This window comes from Vreelandella sp. ssv (genome assembly GCF_059448525.1).
In genome coordinates, this window is record NZ_CM182545.1 from 2,081,927 (window position 1) to 2,100,820 (window position 18,894).

Annotated in this window: 18 protein-coding genes and 1 tRNA gene; 11 read left to right on the forward strand and 8 right to left on the reverse strand. The window is 53.9% G+C overall.

The features are described from left to right. The first annotated feature begins 228 nt into the window (after positions 1-228). Both AC5TBW_RS09570 and AC5TBW_RS09575 read left to right on the forward strand, forming a co-directional pair. The gene (locus AC5TBW_RS09570) at positions 229-750 is read left to right on the forward strand and encodes an arsenate reductase (azurin) small subunit (protein ID WP_495511831.1); all 522 of its coding nucleotides are present in this window, start codon (positions 229-231) and stop codon (positions 748-750) included. 15 nt (positions 751-765) lie between these two features. Then, positions 766-3,243, forward strand: a complete 2,478-nt coding sequence (locus tag AC5TBW_RS09575; protein WP_495511832.1) for an arsenate reductase (azurin) large subunit — start codon at positions 766-768, stop codon at positions 3,241-3,243. Positions 3,244-3,315: 72 nt separating this feature from the next. Here AC5TBW_RS09575 and AC5TBW_RS09580 read toward each other — a convergent pair whose 3' ends face one another. After that, entirely contained in the window at positions 3,316-3,498 is a 183-nt protein-coding gene (locus AC5TBW_RS09580) for a hypothetical protein (RefSeq protein WP_495511833.1), read from the reverse strand. A 134-nt stretch (positions 3,499-3,632) separates the two neighbouring features. Between AC5TBW_RS09580 and AC5TBW_RS09585 the strand changes: the two genes are divergently transcribed. From AC5TBW_RS09585 to AC5TBW_RS09600, 4 genes are all read left to right on the forward strand, one after another. Then, positions 3,633-3,803, forward strand: coding sequence for a hypothetical protein (locus AC5TBW_RS09585; RefSeq protein WP_495511834.1), 171 nt, complete (start codon positions 3,633-3,635; stop codon positions 3,801-3,803). 51 nt (positions 3,804-3,854) lie between these two features. Beyond that, complete coding sequence (locus tag AC5TBW_RS09590) at positions 3,855-4,181, forward strand: hypothetical protein (RefSeq protein WP_495511835.1); 327 nt, start codon at positions 3,855-3,857, stop codon at positions 4,179-4,181. Further along, positions 4,178-4,321, forward strand: coding sequence for a hypothetical protein (locus tag AC5TBW_RS09595; RefSeq protein ID WP_495511836.1), 144 nt, complete (start codon positions 4,178-4,180; stop codon positions 4,319-4,321). The genes AC5TBW_RS09590 and AC5TBW_RS09595 overlap by 4 nt, the downstream gene beginning before the upstream one ends. Positions 4,322-4,478: 157 nt before the next feature. Further along, positions 4,479-5,540, forward strand: coding sequence for an ion channel (locus tag AC5TBW_RS09600; RefSeq protein WP_495511837.1), 1,062 nt, complete (start codon positions 4,479-4,481; stop codon positions 5,538-5,540). 328 nt (positions 5,541-5,868) lie between these two features. Here AC5TBW_RS09600 and AC5TBW_RS09605 read toward each other — a convergent pair whose 3' ends face one another. The 5 genes from AC5TBW_RS09605 to AC5TBW_RS09625 form a co-directional block, all read right to left on the reverse strand. Beyond that, positions 5,869-6,585 (reverse strand): ZIP family metal transporter, encoded by a 717-nt coding sequence (locus AC5TBW_RS09605; RefSeq protein WP_495511838.1) that lies wholly within the window; start codon positions 6,583-6,585, stop codon positions 5,869-5,871. Positions 6,586-6,713: 128 nt separating this feature from the next. Beyond that, entirely contained in the window at positions 6,714-7,856 is a 1,143-nt protein-coding gene (locus tag AC5TBW_RS09610) for an endonuclease/exonuclease/phosphatase family protein (protein ID WP_495511839.1), read from the reverse strand. 645 nt (positions 7,857-8,501) lie between these two features. Continuing rightward, on the reverse strand, positions 8,502-8,924 hold the full coding sequence (locus AC5TBW_RS09615) for a hypothetical protein (protein WP_495511840.1): 423 nt from the start codon (positions 8,922-8,924) through the stop codon (positions 8,502-8,504). Between the two features lie 817 nt (positions 8,925-9,741). Beyond that, on the reverse strand, positions 9,742-10,098 hold the full coding sequence (locus AC5TBW_RS09620) for a phasin family protein (protein WP_495511841.1): 357 nt from the start codon (positions 10,096-10,098) through the stop codon (positions 9,742-9,744). 403 nt (positions 10,099-10,501) lie between these two features. Then, positions 10,502-10,975, reverse strand: a complete 474-nt coding sequence (locus AC5TBW_RS09625; RefSeq protein WP_495511842.1) for a hypothetical protein — start codon at positions 10,973-10,975, stop codon at positions 10,502-10,504. A 481-nt stretch (positions 10,976-11,456) separates the two neighbouring features. On the opposite strand from AC5TBW_RS09625, the gene AC5TBW_RS09630 reads away from it, so the two are divergent. Genes AC5TBW_RS09630 through AC5TBW_RS09645 form a run of 4 tightly spaced genes read left to right on the forward strand, consistent with a single transcriptional unit; the run spans position 11,457 to position 15,334 of the window. Continuing rightward, positions 11,457-12,230 (forward strand): glycosyltransferase family 2 protein, encoded by a 774-nt coding sequence (locus tag AC5TBW_RS09630; protein WP_495511843.1) that lies wholly within the window; start codon positions 11,457-11,459, stop codon positions 12,228-12,230. Further along, positions 12,220-12,501: a lipid-A-disaccharide synthase N-terminal domain-containing protein gene (locus AC5TBW_RS09635; RefSeq protein ID WP_495511844.1), complete on the forward strand. Its 282-nt coding sequence runs from the start codon at positions 12,220-12,222 to the stop codon at positions 12,499-12,501. The genes AC5TBW_RS09630 and AC5TBW_RS09635 overlap by 11 nt, the downstream gene beginning before the upstream one ends. Then, entirely contained in the window at positions 12,498-14,312 is a 1,815-nt protein-coding gene (locus AC5TBW_RS09640; protein WP_495511845.1) for an ArnT family glycosyltransferase, read from the forward strand. Before AC5TBW_RS09635 ends, AC5TBW_RS09640 begins: the two co-directional genes overlap by 4 nt. Next, a complete protein-coding gene (locus AC5TBW_RS09645; protein ID WP_495511846.1) occupies positions 14,312-15,334 on the forward strand; it encodes an NAD-dependent epimerase in 1,023 nt (340 codons plus the stop codon). Before AC5TBW_RS09640 ends, AC5TBW_RS09645 begins: the two co-directional genes overlap by 1 nt. A 404-nt stretch (positions 15,335-15,738) precedes the next feature. Here AC5TBW_RS09645 and AC5TBW_RS09650 read toward each other — a convergent pair. Together AC5TBW_RS09650 and AC5TBW_RS09655 are read right to left on the reverse strand one after the other, a co-directional pair. Further along, positions 15,739-15,829, reverse strand: a tRNA-Ser gene (locus tag AC5TBW_RS09650). Between the two features lie 49 nt (positions 15,830-15,878). Next, positions 15,879-17,585: a potassium/proton antiporter gene (locus AC5TBW_RS09655; RefSeq protein ID WP_495511847.1), complete on the reverse strand. Its 1,707-nt coding sequence runs from the start codon at positions 17,583-17,585 to the stop codon at positions 15,879-15,881. A gap of 152 nt (positions 17,586-17,737) precedes the next feature. Between AC5TBW_RS09655 and AC5TBW_RS09660 the strand changes: the two genes are divergently transcribed. Then, positions 17,738-18,874, forward strand: coding sequence for an ABC transporter substrate-binding protein (locus AC5TBW_RS09660; RefSeq protein ID WP_495511848.1), 1,137 nt, complete (start codon positions 17,738-17,740; stop codon positions 18,872-18,874). Positions 18,875-18,894: the final 20 nt, after the last annotated feature.

Below are 18,894 nucleotides of genomic sequence, written 5' to 3' on the forward strand. Positions count from 1 at the left end.
GCAGCTAGCAATCAACGGAGGCTGAAATAGATGGAAAAATGGAGGGAAAAGTCTGACGAAAAGCCACTAAAACCAACATTATTAAGCCCCAATAGCACCCATGGTTGATGAGTTATCTGATCTTGCGCGGTTATCCAGGCAGAACTAGGCTGAGATGTGGATTAAATACGGATATCCATATATTACTAACCCGGCTCGGGCGTTCCAACAACAACGGAGTGTCAGCCAATGGCACAATTGAGTCGCCGTAGCTTTCTCAAGCTAACCGGCAGCAGCGCAGCCTTGAGTACCCTACCGCTGTCACCGATCACCCATGCACAGAATGGCAACCCCTCTACCCTTGCAGGAAGCACTACGCTGCCTTACCCGAGGGAGATGATCGCCATGCTCAGCGAGCTGGAGATCAACCAGCCGCTTTATTTCAACTACCCCGATAACCGTTCGCCCTGCGTGATGATCCGCAGAGGCCGTGAAGTCAAGAGCGGGGTCGGTCCAGCCAACGACGTGGTGGCCTATAGTACCCAATGCACCCACATGGGTTGCCCGGTGAACTATGACCAGGCATCAGAAACCTTCAAGTGTCCGTGCCACTACAGCATCTTCGACCCCGACAACACCGGCCAGATGGTCATTGGACAGGCGACCGAGAACCTGCCCCGCATCATCCTTGAGTATGACCCGGCGGAGGATGCCCTGTTTGCCCTGTCGATTGACGGCCTTATCTATGGCCGCCAGGCCAATATCATCTGAATCGGGAGAACTATAATGACGCAGTTCAAGGACCGTATCCCGCTACCTCCGACCAATGCCCAGAAAACCAACCTGGCCTGCCAATTCTGCATTGTCGGCTGCGGTTATCATGTCTATAAGTGGCCAGCCAACCAGGAGGGAGGCAGAACGCCCAGTGATAATGCGCTAGGCCTCGACTTCACCCAGCAGCTTGCCCCCATGCAGGTCACCATGACACCGGCCATGGCCAACCAGATCAGGGATCACGACGGCCGCGAATACAACATCATGATTCTGCCCGACAAGGAGTGCAGTGTTAACCAGGGCCTCTCATCCACCCGTGGCGGGCAGATGGCCAGCGTGATGTATTCGGAAAGCACCCCCACCAGCGAGCGGCGGCTTAAATATCCCCTGATGTACACCGGTGACGACTGGGTGGAAACCAACTGGCAACAGGCCATGGCCCTCTACTCCGGGCTGACCCAGCGAATCCTTGACACCGAGGGCCCCGATCAGCTGTTCTTCAACCTCTTCGACCACGGCGGTGCCGGAGGTGGTTTCGAGAACACCTGGGCCACCGGCAAGCTGATTTTTGATGGCCTTCAATCAAAGATGGTGCGTATTCATAACCGGCCCGCCTACAACTCTGAGTGCCATGCCAGCCGTGACATGGGTATCGGTGAGCTGAACAACAGCTACGAGGACGCTGAAGTTGCGGATGTCATTTTTTCCATTGGCGGAAACTCCTACGAGACCCAAACCAACTGGTTTCTCGCTCACTGGGAGCCGAACCTGCGCGGCACCAATATCGCCAAGAAACAGGCATGGTTCCCTGGCGAGACCGTGGGCAGAGGCAAGGTCATTCTGGTAGACCCACGCCGCACCCCCACCGTAGCCATCTGTGAAACGATTGCTGGCAAGGAGAATGTGCTTCATCTGGCGATTCAACCGGGTACCGATACCGCCCTGTTCAATGGGCTGTTGAGCCATGTGGTCGATCAGGGCTGGCAAGACCAGGCCTTTATCGACGAACACACCAGTGGCTTCGAGGCGATTCTGGCCGTCAACCGCATGACGCTGGAGGAGTGCAGCCGGATCACCGGCGTCAGCCGGGACGATCTGATCAAGGCCGCCGAGTGGGCCTACAGGCCCAAGATGAGTGGTCATCCACCGCGCACCATGCACGCTTACGAAAAAGGGGTGATCTGGGGAAACGACAACTATCGGATTCAGTCTGCTATCGTCAATCTTGCGCTGGCCACGCGCAATGTTGGCAAGCGTGGCACCGGCGTAGTACGCATGGGCGGTCATCAGGAGGGCTATGTGCGCCCCCCCTACCCCGGTGGTCGTCCCGCTCCCTACATTGATCAGGAACTGATTGACGGCAACGGCATGATGCTGACGGTGTGGGCCTGTAACGCGTTCCAAACCACCCTCAATGCCGAGACCTACCGTCAGGTCGTCAAGCAGCGTGCCGCCATCGTCAATCAGGCACTGGCACAGGCCCGCGGCACCAGTAGCGACGAACTGATCGAGATTGCCTATGACGCAGTCAAGAACAAGGGCGGTCTTTTCATTGTCGATATCGACCTGTATCGCACCAAGTTCGCCGAACACGCACACCTTGTGCTGCCAGCCGCCCATCCGGGTGAGATGAACCTCACCTCAATGAATGGCGAGCGACGACTGCGGCTATCCGAGCGCTTTATGGATCCCCCAGGGCTGGCCAAACCGGACTGCCTGATTGCTGCGGACATGGCCAACGCCCTCAAGCAACGCTATGAGGCAGCGGGTAACGCCACCATGGTCAGTCGTTTCAGCGGCTTTGACTGGCGTACAGAGGAGGACGCCTTCAATGACGGTTTCCGCATGGCTCACGAGAAGAAGGTTGACAGTCAGGGCGGCGCCACCGGTCACCTGGCCACCTACGAACGTCTTCGCGCGGCGGGCAATAACGGTGTCCAGCTCCCCATCAAGGAGTATCAGGATGGCAAACTCATCGGCACTGAAATGCTGTATACCGACGGCCGCTTCGATACTAACGACGGTAAGGCCCACTTTCAGCCTTCCCCCTGGAACGGTTACCCCGAGGTAGTGCAACGACAAAAAGAGACGCATGAGTTCTGGATCAATAATGGGCGAACCAACCATATCTGGCAGTCTGCCTACCACGACCAGCACCTGATCTTTCGCAAGGGCCGTTATCCCATGGCACCGTTGGAAATACACCCATTAGATGCACAGGCGTTGAGTATTACTAACGGCGACATCGTCGAAGTCTACAACGATTACGGCGCCACTACCGCCATGGCCTACCTGGAGCCCGACTTAAAGCGTGGTCAGGTGTTTATGATGTTTGGCTACCCGAACGGCGTGCAGGGAGATGTCATCAGCGAATGGACGGATCGCAACCGCATCCCCTACTACAAGGGCACCTGGGCCAACATTCGTCGGATAGGCACGAACCCTGTCTACCTACGCGATGTTTCTTTCAAACGTCGGCGCTTCTCCTGACAAGACCTAGCGCAGGCATGCTTTACCCATGGGCGGACCAATAGGCGGAGCAAGGATGCTCCATTTCCAGCCTCACTCCTTTACCGAAACAGTACGCAGATCCTCCACCGTGACTCCCTCCGGCAAATCCGACTCCTCGGCAGGCAACCATACGGGTGAAAGGTCACTGTCTTTCCTGCCATCGTCATAGTGGTGCCCTGGAATGCGATATACCACCTGACTGTGATGATGATCCCACGCAAATACACGATCCATCTGCTTATCCTGATCCATGAACATGGCTGCTATGACCTAAAGGCCCTGCAGGATGTTCCCCGGCCATCCATCGACACATCGGACGTCGATGAGGTTAAATGGTCGTAGATAGAATGGCTGACAAGGAGTTACCAATGAAATCCCTCATCCCCCTTTGCCTACTCGTTTTTATGCTGGCAGGCTGCAGCTCAGGCCCCACCTCATCCAGAACCGCCGACTGCCGCCAATTAGCTGAAGAAGCCGGTGATACAATGGTTTATGGCGACTGTATGCGTGGAACCCAAATCAATAAATCCGGCTTTTAATAGCATCCACCTTGCGCTTCACAGCAAATAGGCTGGTTAACAGGAGGCCACTTGAAAGAACCACAGGGTGGTAAGGATCCACAAGACGCCTTGCGCGCCAGGCTAAGAAAAAGCCTGCAGGAACGCCAGGCCTTGGCCCAACGCCGAAGAGCCGGCGCACGGGCGACGCGACAACAGTTCCTGGAAGCGACCCGCAATGTGGGCGTGATCGTGGTCGCCACCTGCTTCACTGCAGGTTGGGTGGTAACCAACCCTAGCCTGAATACCGATAATGTCTGGCTGGGCGTAGGGCTGGGTATACTCTTGATCTTTGTAGGGTCATTCGGCTATGGTTACGTAGAACGGGATAAAACCTCGGATGAGGAAGGTAAGCCATGAACGAACTAGTTCTTGCCGGTATGTTGATGAGCCTTGTGGTGGTATCAGGCGGCATGGTCTGGAGCCAGCACCGCGAACATCACGGTAAAAAGTCGCTGACCGACAGCGCATTTTCCTGGATCGCCAAGCGCTTCGCTTAAGCGATGCTGTGTCATCTACCGACGTTCACGAACATGAAAAAAGTAAAAGGTCGCCGATAGCGGCCTTTTTTTGTTTTTTCTAGCAACTGTTTTCTTCAAGCGCCCGTTTCTTAGCCATGCCCGTCCCATTGGCACACCATTACCGTAAGAGAGCGTTATGCCTGTTATTCAGCATCTAATCCGCGTGCTAAAAGCTTCAACGCTGCAAATCACGTGGACATTTCTTCTGCTTGTGGTGCTGGCCCACATGGGAACCAGCTGGGCCCTTTTCTCGCTGGTAGGCGAGACGATGGCCGACACTTTCACCGACTGGCTCTATTTTTACGTGGTGGTTGCCAGTACCGTGGGGTTCGGTGATTTCAGCCCCGAAACAGTGGCTGGCAAGTGGATCGCCACGCTTTACCTCATCCCAGGCGGCATTTCACTATTTGCCGCGCTGATCGGTAAAGCCACTGTCACCATTTCAACCTTCTGGAGACTGCAGATGCAAGGCAAAGGCGATTTTAGCCATTTATCCGGCCATACCCTGGTGATTGGCTGGCACGGCGAAACCACAGAACGCATTCTGGATATCCTGAAGGCCGACAAGGGCCTGCCTGATGAAGTCGTGCTCTGCGTCACCAAGGAAATGAGTAACCCACGCCCGGCCGACTTGAAGTTTATCAAAGGTGAGAGCTTCTCGAACGCCGAGCTGCTTAAGCGGGCAGGGATCGAAAGCGCTAGTCGCATTATTATTTACGACACCAGCGATGACCGAGTTGCCACCGTGGCGCTCAGCGCTTACAGCCTAAAAGGGCCAAAGGCCCACATCGTGGCCCACTGTGCCAACCCGGACACCGCAGCCATGCTACGGCGCACCCTTCCGGGCATCGAATGTACTCAGGCGCTGGCGCTGGAAATGCTAGTTCGCTCCGCGTCCGATGCAGGCATCTCACGGGTAGTCAACGAGCTGCTGGCCGTCGATCGAGGCGCCACCCAATACCAGACCCGATTAAATCACCCGCCCTCAGGTGCCACCTTCGGCGACCTGTTCGTACAGGCAAAAAACGTCTGTAACGCCACCGTATTAGGGCTTACCAGTGGTGAGGAAGATGGCGATGGCAACATGCTTAACCCCGCCAACGACCGACCACTGAAAGATGGCGATATCGTTTACTACATGGCGAATACCCGGCTTTCCCAACAGCAGATGGGCGACCTGCTCAACAACGTTCAATAACCCTCGACTACTCAGAGGAGATTCTTGCGTGTCACGAGGCCGGTATCACGGCGTATCTTCCCAAGCCCAAAACCTCGCAGAATCAGGCCAAAGGAATGCTTCCCAGAGAAGCATTCCGTTACGTGCCCAAACGTAATGAATATCGCTGTCCCGCGAGAGAGCGACTAGTTTGGCGGCTTCAAGAACGTCGAAAAAGGCCAGACGCTCCATTGCTATAGGCGTTCTGGTCTGTCTTGCTGGCCTGGTAGTGAGGGTAAAACGGCTGAGCACTGTAATCGCCAACTGATTTGGGGTTTTCACGCAGCCTCGGCCGAGAACCACTGCCCCTTTATGCGCCAACTGCAACTTTACCCATAACGCCGAGTAAAAAACCTGCTACAGCGCCTAGTGGGGGTGCCCAGTGCTTTTCCAGTTTGGCCTGCGGCGCAATATCCTGAAAAATCAGGTATAGGATACCTCCAGCGGCAAATAGCGAGATAGCAGAAACAAGTTCCGGAAAACCCGACAAGACAAAATATCCGGTTAGCCCCGCAATGGGACCTAACAAGGCCATCAGAGTGAATGCGCCAACCACCTGTGAAACACGATAATGGGTCGAATTTGTAACCTCTCCGCAGGCGTTAAAACCTTCCGGAAGATTCTGTAGCGCAATAATTCCTGCAAGCAACACCCCCGAAGCCTTAGAGACGGCGAAGGTGGCACCAAGAGCCAGGGCTTCGGGGACGAAATCGGACAACATCGCCACCAGTTGGCTCGCCGGAGTAGCCTTGGCAGTCAGGAGTACGTCGAGCAACAGGAATGCCGCAGCGCCACTCATAAAACATACGACTATCAGCAGTGTGTCCAGGTTTCTTATCCCCTCTGGAACAAGAACTAGCGCGACTGCTGCCAAAAGCGTTCCCCCACCAAAGGCAATTACGCTGTGGCGAACCTCAGATTCAAGCCAGCGTGGCCGGATACGTTCGAGCCCGGCTAAGGACGCTCCGATCGGCATCGCGATCCCAGGTATCAGCGTCAGCAAAATAATGATAATCCAGTCGTTCAATGTACTAATCGCACCTTTTCTGAAGCAAAACGCCAGCCAGCATGCGCGGCTACGGAATGGAGGCGAAGCAGCAATGCAGTAGACGTCGCCGTGACTCGCCTTGTTAGGGTTATTACGCTATGCGCGGTTTAGTCAGCTTCGGATGAATTGCCGTCGTGTTCGGCGGCGTCTTCGGCCCCCTCCTCTACCATCTCCTGAGCTTCTTGCTCTTCTTCGCCCGACGCCTCAGGCTTTTCCTGGTCTTTACGCCCAACAGCCAGCGTCGTAAAAATACCGAAGTGATCAGAGCCGACTACCCTTACCCGATCAAGATCGACCAGGTGGAAGCCATCAGAAACGAATAGATGATCAATGGGGTAGCGCCACAAGGGGTAATCCGCATGGTAGGTGCTCAGTAATCGCCTGCCGCGCCGCGGGTCTTTCAGGTCGCTCAGGTCGGCGAACAGCCGTGTCGTGTAGGACCACCCCACATCATTAAAGTCGCCTGTCACTATCCAGCGGTTGTCCGGGTCTTCCTGCACATGGCGGGCAATCAGCATCAGTTCGGCATCGCGCTCACGGCTGTCTCGTCGGTTCTCAATATCGTCATCACCAGCGACCCTTTCCTGCAGTCCCGGCGGCACCGGATGAGCACCCACGAACCGCACCGGGCCAATGCCAGGGACGTCAAGAGTTACAAAGACCGAAGGGCGTCGATCAGAGACCAAGTACTTGACCTCCTTTTCCAGCAACGGATAACGCGACCAGAGCATTAGCCCCTGCCCTTCGTCACGATCTTCGCCGATGCGGTAGTCGTAATGCTCGTCAAGCTGCGCCAGCCCCTCAACCCATGAACTGTCGACCTCAATCAGCAAGAGCAGATCCGGGTCTTCACTCTGCACCATGTCCAGCAACTCGGCGTAGTGGTCGTTTGTGAAGGTCACGTTTGCGGTCAGGACTTTTAATGTCGTCCGGTCGCCGCCGGGCTGTACCTCAGCCGTGGGCACCTCGGTCGGCCAAACCGATGTAAAAGGCAAGATGTGATACAAGTGCCACCCCGCGACCGCTAGAATTACCGCTATCCACGCGGCGTGCTCTTTTGCCGGTCGCGCCAGCCACGCGTGGACACCCAGCATGATCAATGGCACCAGTAGTGCGACCGTTAACTGCAGACGCGGAAAATCCCACAGCCTTATCCACCACTGCCCACTGGGTATCAACGGCAATAGGCAGACAACTACCATCAAGAACACCAGTACTCGAATGGCCCAGAGAAGAATTTTTAGAAACATGAAACCTCTCAAACGCAGCAATGGCCACCGGGGTGTGCCGGTCAGGGTTGCCTGGGTTGCTGCCAATAGTGTGAAGATAGATGCAGTCCACTTCAGGGAACGCGGCGAGCATTTATGCAAGTATCGATGAGCTGCTGGCCGCTAACCTCGCATAAATGCAGGCACAAGCGTAGTAATTAATGATGACCAAAGAGTATTTTTTCCGATGATCAGTGAAAAAACCACACAACGAAAAAGGCCCTAACGAATTTAGGGGCTTTTTCGTATCGAAAGCCTACGGTGCTGGCAGAAGCACTTAAGCATCGACCTATGGATCAACCTTATTTCATTGAAATCTAATACCACAAAATGGATGGACTTTTGCGGAGAGCATACTTTCTAACGTGCCGAGCGCGCCAACATCATGATTCGCAGCATTACCGAACGCATTGAAGCATTCCATGAAGAGACAGTCTGCAGAATGACTCAAGTGATGGCCGCCCTTAACGCCGTTGGCTTCACCGGAGTGAGCCAAGCCAAGTGGCCCGGCATGGCGACCTCGAAGACGATTCTTTTATTGTGCGGATCCGTGACGCTGGCACGGGTGAACCCATCAATCTGGGAGCCCTCACGCGCTCCCTTGGTACTGATTAGCAAGCAGGGTGTTTATTGCATTTGCTCTATAAGGCGCAACACCTCATGGTTCTGGGTTTTGGCGTTGGCATAGTAGATCGCTTGCATCAGCAGTTTATCGGCCTCGTCGGTGGCGATAGGGCTTGGCACCAGAATAGTGATGAGGTCACGCCCACACTCATCAATATCAACTTCCACCGTGATGGCCGATTGTTGGCCTATGGGCTGGCGAATAGCATCGCGTAAATCCTTTAGGCTTCGCAGTGTGGTCAGCAGTCCAGTAACCACCATAGGATCCTGTGTATAATCAATGTCGGTAGGCGGCTGATCATCCATCCCCAAGGGGGGAAGACTCCCATTCATTCGAGTGGCCGCTTCATGATATACGGCAATGGCGGTGTCGACGCCCTGGACAAACAACCTACTGTCGTCGGCGTTGAGCGTTACTTGAGTCATGCGTTGCACCTTTTATTCAGCTTGGGGTGGTCCGGCAGGATCAGGTCACTGTCGAGTCATGTTGCAAGACTGCTGTTAAGTAAACAGAAATTAGCTATCCGTCCAGCTTATTCAGCGATCCCACCTACGGTTTCAGTGGATAACACTAGATTATGGAATTGCTGGCCATGGGCATTTTCCACTCTCTGACGCTTTGTAGCTCAAATTCAAACGTTTCTGCAAGGCAATGTTTCCACCCATCGCTGGGTGCGTTCCTGAGCAATGCGAAGAGTCAATTCATCGCTAGGCGCGCAACCACTAATGCGAAGTAAGCGCCGCTTAAACTGGCAGCGAATAAGGAATTAATCATACGGATTCAGTAATGAACTTAGTTGGTTAATCAGTGCCGGGAAATCTGCGAATCAAGTTCATCAAAGTCGGCTGTCAATATCCGTGGCGCCCTCCGAGTCCCAGTGCCGATAAGTGACAACTTCTCCTACAAGATAGAGTTATTCTGGCTCGTCAGGCGGTTGGTTTCGGGCTGATCGAGCTCCCCTAGTACGATCCAATGGGTAAGGTGATAGTGTGTATGGGCCGCAGAAGCTAGCTAAATAGTAGTCGACTGAGCATTGGTAAAAAGTCTTTTGGCGGCATTAATAGCTGCTTGTATGGGTCGATGAGGTACTGTGTAAAATCCAGACTAGCAATGAAGAGTGAACCTGACTACGGCTCGAACGAAAATATCGCATTTGGCAGCTTTGCTTTATTAAAAATTAATTTTGTTAAAAAATACGCCACGCCCATCAGGACGCGGCGTTTTGCAATTCCGCCAGCAAACTTATTTCTTAGCCGTTTCTACCGCTTTATTGCTGGCTTCTTCAGCTTTTTTTTGGCTATCTTGAGCAAAGCTTTTATTGATAGAGGTCACTTTTTTCGTGTCTTCTTTCACACGTTCCATAAAATCACCGACGGTTTTTTGCTGAGTTTCCACAGCTTTTTTGAAGCTTTCCGAGTCTTTTACATCAAGCCAACTACGTGCTTGAGCAATGGCCATATCGGAATAGGCGCGGGCTATATCCATTCGTATGCTCAGAAACTGTTCATAGTAATCAAGCGCAGTCAGTGAGAAAGAACGCATCGGTGATACAAAATCGGGTTCAATCTGTTGTGGGGCTTTATCAGTCACTGTATTCATTATAATACCTCAAAATGTAATCTAGCATATAAACGCGCCTTGATTAGGCGCTTCTTGGTCAGGTTTTTCCTTTGCTGCTTTAAGATATAACAATTTTTTTGTGCAACGCAATATAAGTTTTTTAATGCTTTAGCGACCCAACTGAAACCAATTCGAAATGATTAAACTCACATGCAATGGAATAAGTAGGATGGCTTAAAAATAAAATTTTCCCTGAAAATAGTGAACAACAATGGTTCGCAGAATGGCTATGGTATACATGTTAACATCCTTAAAGGCCGCTACTGGCGGATAAATGAGCCTATAAAACGTCAATGTTAGCAATGATTTTCTTGGTACGGACGTAACCATGGGCTTAATCTTATCTCTCAAATATTTTCGCGCATGAAAGATTCAGAAAAACTTATTTCCAAATGTTCTCTACACTCTTGAAGTACTTGGTACTCATTTTTTTCTGCATTACGAAATTAAATAAAAGTTGATGTAGCTCAGGTGTGGCGTTCGTTTCAAGCATCCATCCAAAGAACGTGTACGTCTCAATCGCTGCTTCTTCAGCCTGTTTAAGTACCTTGCGTCCCATTGTCTCGTCTATCACATAGTAATGTTGCTTGTTTTTGTTGTAATACGAGGGAAGTTTCTTCAATAGAATCTCATCAACGCATGCCACGAGGTCCATGCGCTTTGCTACATCGTGCAAGTTGCAAAGACGGTTTAAACACTCCATACCGATCGCCTTCATAAGACGGCTAACCGGCGGGTGAATGGCAAGGAAGCTGAGTTCTAGACAACGGTAGCGCTGGAGCTCATTGTTTTCGTGTGAGCTAGCTAAATTTAATTGCTCTTGTGGCAAACAACTAAGTGTAAATAGATTATTCATAGATAAGTTTCGCTCATTATCATTTGAATTGACGTAGTGTTAAAGGCGCCACTCTAGAGCGAGAAAAATTGATACTACATGACAAATATCATGTTTATACGATAGGAGCAGAAGATTAATAATCAGTATAGATTAAACTCAGTACTTATTATTGGCTTGCCATTATTTACAATGACTGTAGTTACAGTCAATCTGTGTCGATGGAGTTCTCAATATGTATAAAACACGCTTTAACAGACGGAGGTATCGCCAACGTTACCGCACGAGACCAGTTGGCAGAAAGCCTTGACCGGCGAGTCATATTACAGCGATTAGGACATTCATTGAGCGAGTGGGACAGTCAACTGCTATTGGGCTGGGAAACGCCGAAATCTACCCGTTTACCAGACAAAAGCCGCAATTTTACCGCATAAGTCTATAGTAATAATGGAGTGCCAGAACGCCGCCTCGTCAAGCATCTCTTCAAGGAGGAATGCCCGCTGTGACTTTATGCCCCCCATTAGTATCCGTGATCATTCCCGCCCGGGACGAAGCGGGCAATCTCCCTGGCCTACTGGACGAAATTGCCGATGCACTGGCTACCATCGATCATGAGGTGCTCATCATAGACGACGCCTCCCAGGATGAGACCTGGGCGCAGCTTGAAGCACGGGCCGCAGCGGATTCACGACTCCGCCCCCTGCGCCACGCTGAGAGCGTCGGGCAGAGCACCTCGGTGTGGCAGGCCGGACACGAGGCCCGCGGCGAATGGCTGGCCACCCTGGACGGCGATGGTCAAAATGACCCCGCGGATCTGCCAACCATGATCGAACGGGCCTGTCAGGGCGATGTTAGCTTGGTTGCCGGCCATCGCACTCAGCGCCACGACAACTGGCTCAAGCGCGTCTCGTCACGAATTGCCAATGGCGTATGCGCCCGTCTTCTCAAGGATGCCACGCCGGACACCGGTTGTGGGATAAAGGTCATCCATCGCGACGCCTTTCTGCGCCTCCCTTACTTCGATCACATGCACCGCTTCCTGCCAGCGCTGATCCAATCTCAGGGTGGTCGCTGCATCTCGCTGCCGGTCAACCACCGCCCGCGAGGTGCTGGCCGCTCACACTATGGCCTCAATGATCGGCTCTGGGCCGGCCTGATCGACATGGCGGGAGTGATGTGGCTGCGCCGCCGATCACGGATGCCAGCCCCTCTGGAAGCCCATCGGTCGGCGAGACTCGCCGACCCGACGCAACTTGGTACGAGACATGAACACTGAGTGGTTATGGCTGGGAGTCGGCTTCCTGGGACAGGCGCTGTTCTCTGCTCGTTTCCTGATCCAGTGGCTGGCCAGCGAGCGGGCTCGACGCAGTATAATACCGCGAACCTTTTGGTTCTTCAGTTTGGCTGGGGGGACGACCCTGCTGGCCTATGCGATCTACAGGAACGACCCAGTGTTCATCGTCGGTCAAGGGGCCGGGCTATTTATCTACGCTCGCAACCTGATACTAATCCGCCGCGAGATTCGCGAGCAACTGGCCAAGTCATGACCTCCTTGCATCCGCGCCATATTGCGCACCTGTCACGCCCTGCCTACCTGCACCACCTGCCCTCGATGCACTGGATATGGCTATTGCCGTTCGCTGCGCTTTTTCTCAGCGTCGGGATCGGCCTGCGTGACCCCTGGCCCGCCGACGAACCGCGCTTCGCCCTCAACGCCTTGGAAATGCTCAAGACGGGAGAGTGGTGGATCCCGCATCGTGCCGGTGAACCCTACCCCGACAAGCCACCGGTTTTCATATGGGCTATGGCCGCCGCGATCCAACTGACTGGCTCGGTGCGGCTGGGCTTCCTGCTGCCCTCTCTGGTGGGTGCCCTGGGTACACTGGCACTGGTGATGGACCTAACAAGTCGGTTGCACGGTCGCCGGGTGGCGCTGCTCGCTGGTCTAGCTCTGCTCTCGTGCTTCCAGTTCGAGCTGCAGGCTCGCACTGCCCAGATAGACATGCTGGTCACGCTGTGGATCACTCTGGGTGCCTACGGGCTAATGCGACATGCGCTGCTCGGCCCAGCGAGGGGGTGGTGGTATCTGGGCTGTGCCTCAATGGGACTTGGCATCATCACCAAGGGTGTCGGCTTCTTGCCACTGCTGATGCTGCCTGCATGGGCACTGCTGGCCTGGCGCGACCAGGCCACGCCGCTGCGCCTGAAGGAACTTGGGTTTGGCCTAGCACTGATTATTGGGGTCGCGGGCCTATGGGCGATTCCGATGGCGCTGATCACCACCTTCAGTGATGAACCGGGGCTAACCGCGTATCGCGATAACATTCTATTCAAGCAAACCGGCAAGCGCTTAGCTAGCGCCTGGCATCATGTCAAACCCTGGCATTACTACATTGTCTCGGTACTGCCCTGGGTCTGGCTGCCGCTGATATTGGGGCTGCCCTGGCTAGTACCGTCCTGGTGGCATCGCGCCTGCCGCGTTGATGCCCGAGTAATGCTGCCACTCAGCGGCACGCTGCTGGTAGTGCTGTTCTTCTCGCTGTCGCCGGGTAAGCGCGGTGTCTATATGCTGCCAACCTCTCCGCTACTGGTGCTGGCCATGGCACCACTGCTGCCGGGCCTTTTGTGCAAGCAGGGCCTGCATTGGCTTGCCACCGGCTTACTGGCCCTACTCGGCGGCACCTTTCTCGCCGCTGGGCTACTGGGTGCCTTCGGACTGTCAGAGCTGACCGAGCTCGCCGCCAAATACAACGTCACGCCATGGGGTTGGTGGATCCTGCTGGGCGTCACGGCGGCAGGGCTGCTCTTTTGGCTGCGGCCACGCCGCGGCATGCTAGGGCTGACCGTCTGGCTGGCGGTGTTTTGGGTACTATGGTCGACCTTGGGCTATCAGCAGCTTAACTCAACCCGTTCGCCGCAAAGGATGATGCAGGAGGTGGTATCGCTGACCGGACCAAACGCCTGGCTGGCCCTACCCGACTTCGGTGAAGAGTTCGTGCTCCAGGCCCGTCAGCCCATCGTGCACTTTGGCTATCACACGAAGGGAGAGGCGGAGCTGCTACGCGCCTTCGCTTGGCTGCAGGAGGCACCAAACCAGCGCTGGATGCTGGTCGATCAGCGCAAGGAGTCAAGCCTCGCCTGTGCCGATCTCAGCAAGGCACTCTACCTTGGTCACCAGAACAGCCATTACTGGTGGCTTATCCCAGGCAGCGCCTTCACCGCCTGCGAAGGGGATGTCACCGCTGCGCCGCTCTTTGTGGCACCGACCACGCTTGACGGCTCCGTCATGGCAGGGCTATACCAAAACATTCCCAATGAACAAGATGATGCGTCCGAAGTGCTCGAAGAGGAACGCTAATGAAGGTGCTGGTTACAGGTAATGCAGGCTTTATCGGCTTCCATGTGGCGCGGGCTCTTCTTAAACGTGGCGATAGCGTAGTAGGCTTCGACAGCGTCAATGACTACTACGATCCAAATCTCAAGGAGGCCCGACTCGCGGCGCTGGAAACCGTCGCCGCTGAAAGCACCGGGAGCTATTATTTTGTGCGCGATAGCCTGGCGAATATCGAGGCGGTAGATCACTGTTTCACTGAACATGTCTTCGACCGGGTCATCCATCTAGCCGCCCAGCCCGGAGTTCGACACTCTATAGAGGCACCGTTGGCTTACATCGAGAGCAATATTACCGCTTTCTGCGTGCTCCTTGAGGCTTGTCGACGCCAGAAGGTCGCTCACCTCACCTATGCCAGCACCAGCAGTGTATATGGGGCTAACACACATATGCCCTGCATTGAGGATCATGACGTCAGTCATCCGCTGCAGCTCTACGCCGCCACCAAGCGTGCAAACGAGTTGATGGCCCACAGCTACAGTCATCTTTACCAGATTCCGACCACAGGCCTGCGTTTCTTCTCCGTCTACGGGCCCTGGGGTCGACCTGACATGGCACTATTCAAGTTCACTCGCAACATCCTGGCTGGGCAGCCAATCCAGGTATATAACCATGGTCACCATAGCCGCGATTTCACCTACATCGATGATGTCGTCGAAGGAGTGCTTCGATCTAGTGACCAGATCGCCACACCAGATGCTGCCTGGAACAGCGACGCCCCATCACCTGCGAGTAGCAATGCACCCTATCGAATCTTCAACATCGGTAATCAGACCCCGACCAGCCTTGGCGAATGTATCACCGCCATTGAGGAGATACTCGGCAAGTTGGCGATTAGAGAGCTTCTACCGCTTCAACCCGGCGATGTCTCAGATACCTTCGCCGACAGTTCGGCGCTGCACCAGGCGGTAGGTTATAGACCCTCGACTCCGGTTAAAGCAGGCATTCAAGCCTTCGTGGATTGGTACCTTCATTTCTATCCCGAATGACCTGCGTGTGCCTCCCGAACTCTTTCCGCAGCCAGATCTACAGCGCAACCCCTAAAAGCTGAACATACCGCCGCGCTGGCGCTCCGCATCGGAGCCAGCATCTTCGATGAGCTGGATGGTCAGCGAAGGCGTGCCGCTACTGGATGTAAAAGAGGTGCTTGGGCACTCCACTGTGAAGATGACAGAGAAGTACGCTCACCTGGCGTCGCACCGTGCAAGAGATGCAGTTAACCGGCTAGGGAATCGCACAACAGGCAGCACACCGGCAGATGTTGCGAAACAGCGCCAGACACATTATGGACACAGTGAAAAACCAGTGCAGTTAATTGAAGGCTTGCTTGGCAGGACACGCCGAGCTTAGAAACGAAAAAACCCCTGACGAATCAGGGGTTTTAAAGTCGAGGTGGCGGAGGGACAGGGATTCGAACCCTGGGTAGGTTATTCACCTACGCCGGTTTTCAAGACCGGTGCATTCAACCGCTCTGCCATCCCTCCGGCTTACGGGTGCATATACTAGCAGCTTTTCTTTTTAAGTCAACACCTTTTAGTACAAACGTAACCCGACGCGGGTAATATTTCCGCCTTCCATATCACTGACCACCCAATGAATACCATGCCAGTCGACGTCATCACCGATGACAGGATGACCACCTACGCGCAGAGCAATGAATTCAGCCAGTGTCATGTTCTGCTCACCTGGGCTTAACGTGAGACCATAGGCTTGGGCGATATCCTGCATTTGCGCGCTGCCGTCCAAGGTAAAGGTACCGAAGAAAGCTCGTTCCTGCTTAAGCTTGGCGTCACCATTGAATAGCCGGTTCAGGGAGTACAGGTCTTCTGAACGGCCAATAACGCAGATAACGTCTCCAAGCTTGAGCCTCGTGCTGCCCTTGGGGTGCAGCATGGTGTGATTACGGAACAACGCGGAAATAAGCGCCCCTGATGGAAAACGCAGTAGCCGAATGGGCACGTCTTCTAAATCCTGGTTCTCTACTCCGTATACGAACAGCTCAAAGTCGTTTTCTGGCAGAATCCCCAACGGGCCGCGTCGGTTGGGTACGGTGCCAACCGGCACTTCTACCCTTAACCACTTCGCCATGAGCGTTAGCGAGCCGCCTTGAATCAGCAGCGACATTAATACCACCGCGAAGGCGACGTTGAAGTAGAGCGAGGCGTTTTCGACGCCACCAATCACCGGGAAGATAGCCAATACGATCGGTACCGCCCCTCTTAAACCAACCCAGGCAATAAAGAAGGTTTCCCGCCAACGAAATTTGAAAAACGGCTTGATGGTTATCAGCACAGCCAGGGGGCGGGCGATAAAAATAAGCGCCAGCGCCACTAACCCAGCGGGCAGTGCGACGTCCCAAAGCTCGCTAGGCGTGACGAGTAGACCTAGCACCAAGAAGAGTCCGATTTGGCTGAGCCACGCCAAGCCATCGTGAACAGGGAGAATAAAATTTAGATGGCGTCCTGGTTGGTTGCCAATCATCAAACCGGCAAGGTAGATCGCCAAGAAGCCGCTACCCCCTAGTACGCTGGTCAAGCCGAACACGCTGAAACCCATTGCTAATGCCAGCATCGCATAAAGGCCCGGCGCCAAATCCAGCCAACGCAGCAGTTTTGCACTTAGCCAGCCGCCACCAAGGCCAACAATTAAACCAATACCAAACTGAGAAATGAAAAACAGCAGTGTTTCTGCAGGGCCACCAATATCACCGACCAATAGTTCGACGAGCATCAAGGTTAGGAAAATGGCCATCGGGTCGTTGGTGCCTGATTCTATTTCAAGCGTGGCGCCCACCCGCTCGTTGAGATTAACGCCCCGTCCGCTAAGCATAGAGAAAACCGCCGCGGCATCGGTAGAGCCCACAATGGCACCGACTAGCAGGCCCTGCACAATAGTGAGGTCAAAAATCCACATGGCGATCACACCAACGATAGCGCTGGTGATAAAGACCCCGAAGGTCGCTAGGGAGAGCGCGGGCTTAAAACCAACCCGGAAGGTTTTAAGGCGGGTGCGTAAACCACCGTCTAGCAATATCATGGCGAGCGCGAGATGGCCGATTGCAAAAGCCATGGAGTAGTCATCAAACACAACGCCTAAAACGCCCTCTTCACCTGCTAGCATGCCTAGCCCAAGGAAGATCAACAGCAGCGGAACACCCATCATTGACGATAAACGGCTGGCCAAAATGCTGAGTGCCATCAGCGAACCGCCTACCAAAAAGAACATATAAATTGCGTCCATGACTCTCCGTCTCTACACCAATACATCGCTATTATTACATGTAACCGTTGAATTTACTGTGCCTTCTCCGTGCGCTCTTGTGGCTAAAGGGCTAGTCAGAAGCTTTCCTGGGCGGCTACACTTTGCCGTTACAACATTTGGAGTTACTGACTATGTTGCGTTGCCTATCACGCTATTGGCACCCTGTCCGGCTAAGTCTATTCATTACCTTATTGTTTTTAAGTTCAGCCAGTTACGCAAATGAAGAGAGTACAGAAAGCACCCAAGAAGCAGCCCCACTAACGCTTGATACCGATGTTGAGGTGCCTGATGCATTATGGCGTCCTGCGGAAAGCGTCAGCGAAGACGAAGTCCCCACCATGGCACTCACGCCGGCACCGCCTCTTGAACCACCGCCGGTTAAACGCGTGACGCTGATGCTGGACTGGTATTTGAGCCCCCAGCACGCAGCCTTAGTAATTGCTCAGGAACGTGGCCTATATGCGGCCCAGGGTCTTGAAGTAGAGCTACAGACCCCCGCCGATCCTTCTATTGCGATCAAGCTGCTAACCGCAGGCGAAGTCGATTTGGCATTAACCCGCCAGCCATTGCTTCACCTACATGCCCACAGAGGCGCACCGATCACTCGAATTGCAACCTTGATCGAAACCTCATTAACGGCAGTGGTGGTGATGGGTGATGAGCAACCTGAAACAGAAAACACTCTGGCAGGGCTACATTACGGTTATACCACTGATGAAGGCCGCGACCTCAGTATTCCTCGCTTACTGCCTCGCTCTGTGCAGCAAACCGATGATTTTACCCCCCCACTCAACTTACACTTCGACCCGATTCGAGCCATGAGAGAAGGTCAAATCGATGCCGTGGCCGATGGCTTTTACCACTACCTTCCTCAGCAGTTGGCGACAGAAGGTATTAACACCCACATCATTCGTTTCGATGAATTAGATATACCTCGTATTGACGGCTTGGTGGTATTGGCCAATAGCGACACCCTTGTTCGCCGTGCCGATACCTGGTCTCGCTTTGTGCTTGCCCTTGAACAGGCAAGTCACTGGATCATCGATAATCCCGACGCTGCCTGGGAACTGATGATTAGCGCTTACCCTGTGGTCGATAACGACATAAATGCCGCTGCGTGGGAAGATATTCTGCGCCGGATGGCGCTAAACCCATCGGCCTTGGACAGCCACCGTTACGCAGCATTTGAAACATTTTTACAGCAAACGGGGGTTACTAGCGCTCAATTACCCGTATCGCGTTTAGCGGTAGATCCTCACGCCTTATAGCCCTTCAACCCTTATTGCTC